This window comes from Pseudomonas sp. Sample_9, from assembly GCF_004307535.1.
Taxonomy (GTDB): Bacteria; Pseudomonadota; Gammaproteobacteria; order Pseudomonadales; family Pseudomonadaceae; genus Aquipseudomonas; species Aquipseudomonas mercuritolerans.
In genome coordinates, this window is the sequence record NZ_RAZO01000266.1 from 1 (window position 1) to 3,635 (window position 3,635).

3 protein-coding genes and 1 pseudogene are annotated in these 3,635 nt (G+C 56.5%); 3 read left to right on the forward strand and 1 reads right to left on the reverse strand.

Annotated features, from left to right (window positions below):
* The 3 genes and pseudogenes from pcm to rpoS form a co-directional block, all read left to right on the forward strand.
* A pseudogene (gene pcm, locus D6877_RS14815) lies at positions 1–360 on the forward strand (protein-L-isoaspartate O-methyltransferase); the annotation flags it as partial.
* A gap of 212 nt (positions 361–572) precedes the next feature.
* Positions 573–1,442 carry a peptidoglycan DD-metalloendopeptidase family protein gene (locus D6877_RS14820; RefSeq protein ID WP_130911282.1) on the forward strand — a complete coding sequence of 290 codons (870 nt, stop codon included), beginning with the start codon at positions 573–575 and terminating at the stop codon, positions 1,440–1,442.
* Positions 1,443–1,548: 106 nt separating this feature from the next.
* Positions 1,549–2,556 carry an RNA polymerase sigma factor RpoS gene (gene rpoS / locus D6877_RS14825; protein ID WP_130911283.1) on the forward strand — a complete coding sequence of 336 codons (1,008 nt, stop codon included), beginning with the start codon at positions 1,549–1,551 and terminating at the stop codon, positions 2,554–2,556.
* Between the two features lie 532 nt (positions 2,557–3,088).
* Here rpoS and fdxA read toward each other — a convergent pair.
* Positions 3,089–3,412, reverse strand: coding sequence for a ferredoxin FdxA (gene fdxA / locus D6877_RS14830; protein WP_016771449.1), 324 nt, complete (start codon positions 3,410–3,412; stop codon positions 3,089–3,091).
* Positions 3,413–3,635 lie beyond the last annotated feature (223 nt).

Below are 3,635 nucleotides of genomic sequence, written 5' to 3' on the forward strand. Positions count from 1 at the left end.
GCGGTGTTGTCGCAACTGGTTGAACGGGTGTTTTCCGTCGAGCGCATCAAGGTGTTGCAGGATCGCGCCAAGGAGCGTCTGGTCGAGTTGAACCTGCGTAACGTGGTGTTTCGCTGGGGCGATGGCTGGGAAGGCTGGCCGGCGCTGGCGCCCTACAACGGCATCATCGTCACCGCCGTGGCCACCGATGTACCGCAAGCTTTGCTTGATCAGTTGGCCCCCGGTGGGCGCATGGTGATTCCGGTCGGCTCCGGGGAAGTGCAACAACTGATGCTGATCGTGCGCGAGGAACATGGCTTCTCCCGACACGTTCTGGGCGCTGTGCGTTTCGTGCCTTTGCTCAATGGGCCACTGGCCTGAGCATTTGCAAACAGGCGCTGAATTCCTTTCAACGGCGCCGGTCTTACAGCGGCAGCCAGAGGTTAAACGCAGCGTACTTGCCCTTGGCAAACGTGTGCGCACGGTGATTTCGCTTCATTAAAGGTAAAGCCGTTTCGGCCCGTTATACTTGCGACACCTCATGCCGCAACGCGGCATTCAGAATTTTTCAGCCACCACAAAGGGAGCGGCGGGTGAGTCTCACAGTCATTGCGCAGCGTATGGGTAACACGAGCTTTCAGCGCCTGGTGACTGGCCTTGTCTTGAGCACCTTGCTGGTCGGTTGCTCCAGCACCAAATCGAGCAGCGTGCGGGTTGTTGATCGCAACAATCCGGTGGCGCAACGTCCTACCGTCACCACCGGACAGTATGTAGTCCGTCCCGGCGATACCTTGTTTTCGATCGCCTTTCGTTACGGCTGGGACTACAAAACCCTCGCCGCCCGGAACAACATTCCTACGCCGTATACGATCCATCCGGGTCAGACAATTCGCTTCGACGGGCGCAGCGGTTCAACACCGACGGCGGTCGTCAGCAACTCCAGTTCTTCACCTTCTTCGTCGAGTAAAACCACGGTAATCCGGCGCCAGGCGAATGGCACCACAACCACTACAACCACCGGTTCCAAAGGGGTTGTACCGTCCGTCGCGAGCAAACCTGCACCCGCTCCACTGCCTCCGGCAGGCCCGGCCCCGACCGGCTGGGGATGGCCATCTAATGGCGTTCTGATTGGAAAATTCTCTTCAAACGGTAGTTTGAATAAAGGAATTGATATCGCCGGAGATTTGGGACAGCCTGTTTTAGCTGCGTCTGATGGGACGGTCGTATACGCCGGGAGTGGCTTAAGGGGCTACGGCGAATTGGTCATCATCAAACACAGCGAAACCTACGTCAGTGCCTACGGACATAACCGCAGGCTGTTGGTTCGGGAGGGGCAGCAGGTCAAGGTCGGACAGACAATTGCCGAAATGGGGTCAACGGGTACAGACCGGGTGAAACTGCATTTTGAGATTCGCCGCCAAGGTAAACCTGTGGATCCGCTGCAGTTCCTGCCAAGACGTTGATTTGAAGGCCAGCCTGTTCCGTCGCGTAGAGGGGACAGGCTCCAGCGTTGCCAAGGATAAAGGCGTCGCTTGAGCTTGGGGTCGAACTCACCAAAGGACTATAACAATGGCTCTCAGTAAAGAAGTGCCGGAGTTTGACATCGACGATGAGGTTCTCCTTATGGAGACCGGCATCGGTTCGGATTCGATGTTGAATGATGAAGGGGCTGCTCCACCTTCCGTTCGTTCCAAATCCAGACACTCCGCCACACTCAAACAACATAAATACATCGACTACACTCGGGCACTTGATGCCACGCAGCTGTATCTCAACGAAATCGGCTTTTCCCCTCTGCTCTCCCCGGAAGAAGAAGTTCACTTTGCGCGCTTGTCGCAAAGTGGCGATCCGGCCGGGCGCAAGCGCATGATCGAAAGTAACCTGCGGCTGGTCGTCAAGATCGCCCGGCGTTACGTCAATCGGGGGCTGTCGCTGCTGGATCTGATCGAAGAGGGCAACCTCGGCCTGATCCGCGCGGTTGAAAAGTTCGATCCCGAGCGCGGCTTCCGCTTCTCGACCTACGCCACGTGGTGGATCCGTCAGACCATCGAACGCGCGATCATGAATCAGACCCGGACCATCCGGTTGCCGATTCATGTGGTCAAGGAGCTCAACGTGTACCTGCGGGCCGCACGGGAGCTGACGCAAAAACTCGACCACGAACCTTCACCCGAAGAAATCGCCAACCTGCTGGAAAAACCGGTGGGCGAGGTCAAGCGCATGCTGGGCCTGAACGAACGGGTTTCTTCGGTCGACGTCTCGCTGGGTCCGGATTCGGATAAAACCCTGCTGGACACCCTCACTGATGATCGTCCCACCGATCCGTGCGAACTGCTGCAGGACGATGACCTGTCGCAGAGCATCGATCAATGGCTGTCGGAACTGACCGACAAGCAGCGCGAGGTGGTGATTCGCCGCTTCGGCCTGCGCGGTCACGAAAGCAGCACGCTGGAAGATGTCGGCCTGGAGATCGGCCTGACCCGCGAGCGGGTACGACAGATCCAGGTGGAGGGCCTCAAGCGCCTTCGCGAGATCCTGGAGAAAAATGGCCTGTCGAGCGAGTCGCTGTTCCAATAAGCGCCTGATCGACCGCCCGCAAAAAGCCCCGGCTGATTCAATCAGTCGGGGCTTTTTGTTTATGCCTGCCTCGTGCATCGGGTCTGTCAGGGCGAGACACCTGACAAGCGGTAGGCAATTTCTGTGTTTGTAGTCTCGCGCTGTAAGCCTTTGCTTACTGTGTCGTAAGTGTTCGCTATTTTTATACTTCGGCAGAAGGCGACTGCGCTCAATGGTGAACGTTAACTCGATGATTTATATGAACATTTTTCAATTGTTATGTCTTTATGTCAGCGTAGACCTGCGCCTGAGCCTGATTGCTCCGCTGCGGAAACTCTCTAATATCAAGCCTGTGTCGACGGACAGACAAGCCCTTCACGGAAGAGGGGAACGGACATCGCAGGAGGCGATTCATCAGGACGATGAAAAGGAATACAGGGAATAGGGAAAAAATGTGGGCGGGTCATACCGCCCCTTTTTTCGTCTGCAGAAAAGTAAAACCTGCAAAAGCAAAAAGGCCCGCAAGGGGCCTTTCAGTCGAGCGCGGGGTAGATCAGCGTTCGAGTTGTTCGATCTTGTTCGGCTTGCCATCCCAATCAGCAGAATCCGGAAGCGGATCCTTGCGCTCGGTGATGTTCGGCCAGATATCCGCCAGCTCGGCATTGAGCTCGATGAAGTTTTCCATGCCGCTTGGGATCTCGTCTTCAGAGAAGATCGCCACAGCCGGGCATTCTGGTTCACACAGTGCGCAGTCGATGCACTCGTCCGGGTGAATCACCAGGAAGTTCGGGCCTTCGTAAAAGCAGTCCACCGGACAGACTTCTACGCAGTCGGTGTACTTGCACTTGATGCAGTTGTCGGTGACGACGAAGGTCATTTCTAATTTTCTCCTCAGGCGGCGGCAGCGTTGCCCCTTCACGGTTGGGGTCGCCAGGTTCGGGAGCGATACCTGCTGACCAGGCTATGAGCCAGCAGCATCCCGAACCGCGCGAGATTCTAACAGCTTGAAGCGATTTGCGTTATATCCGCTTCTTCAGTGCTTATATCCGGTTCTTCAGTGCATAGAGCATTTCCAGCGCACGGCGTGGCGTCATGTCGTC

Bases quoted from the DNA above. Each gene is read 5' to 3' on its own strand.
- rpoS (WP_130911283.1), top strand. From the start codon at position 1,549: ATGGCTCTCAGTAAAGAAGTGCCGGAGTTTGACATCGACGATGAGGTT.
- fdxA (WP_016771449.1), bottom strand. From the start codon at position 3,412: ATGACCTTCGTCGTCACCGACAACTGCATCAAGTGCAAGTACACCGAC.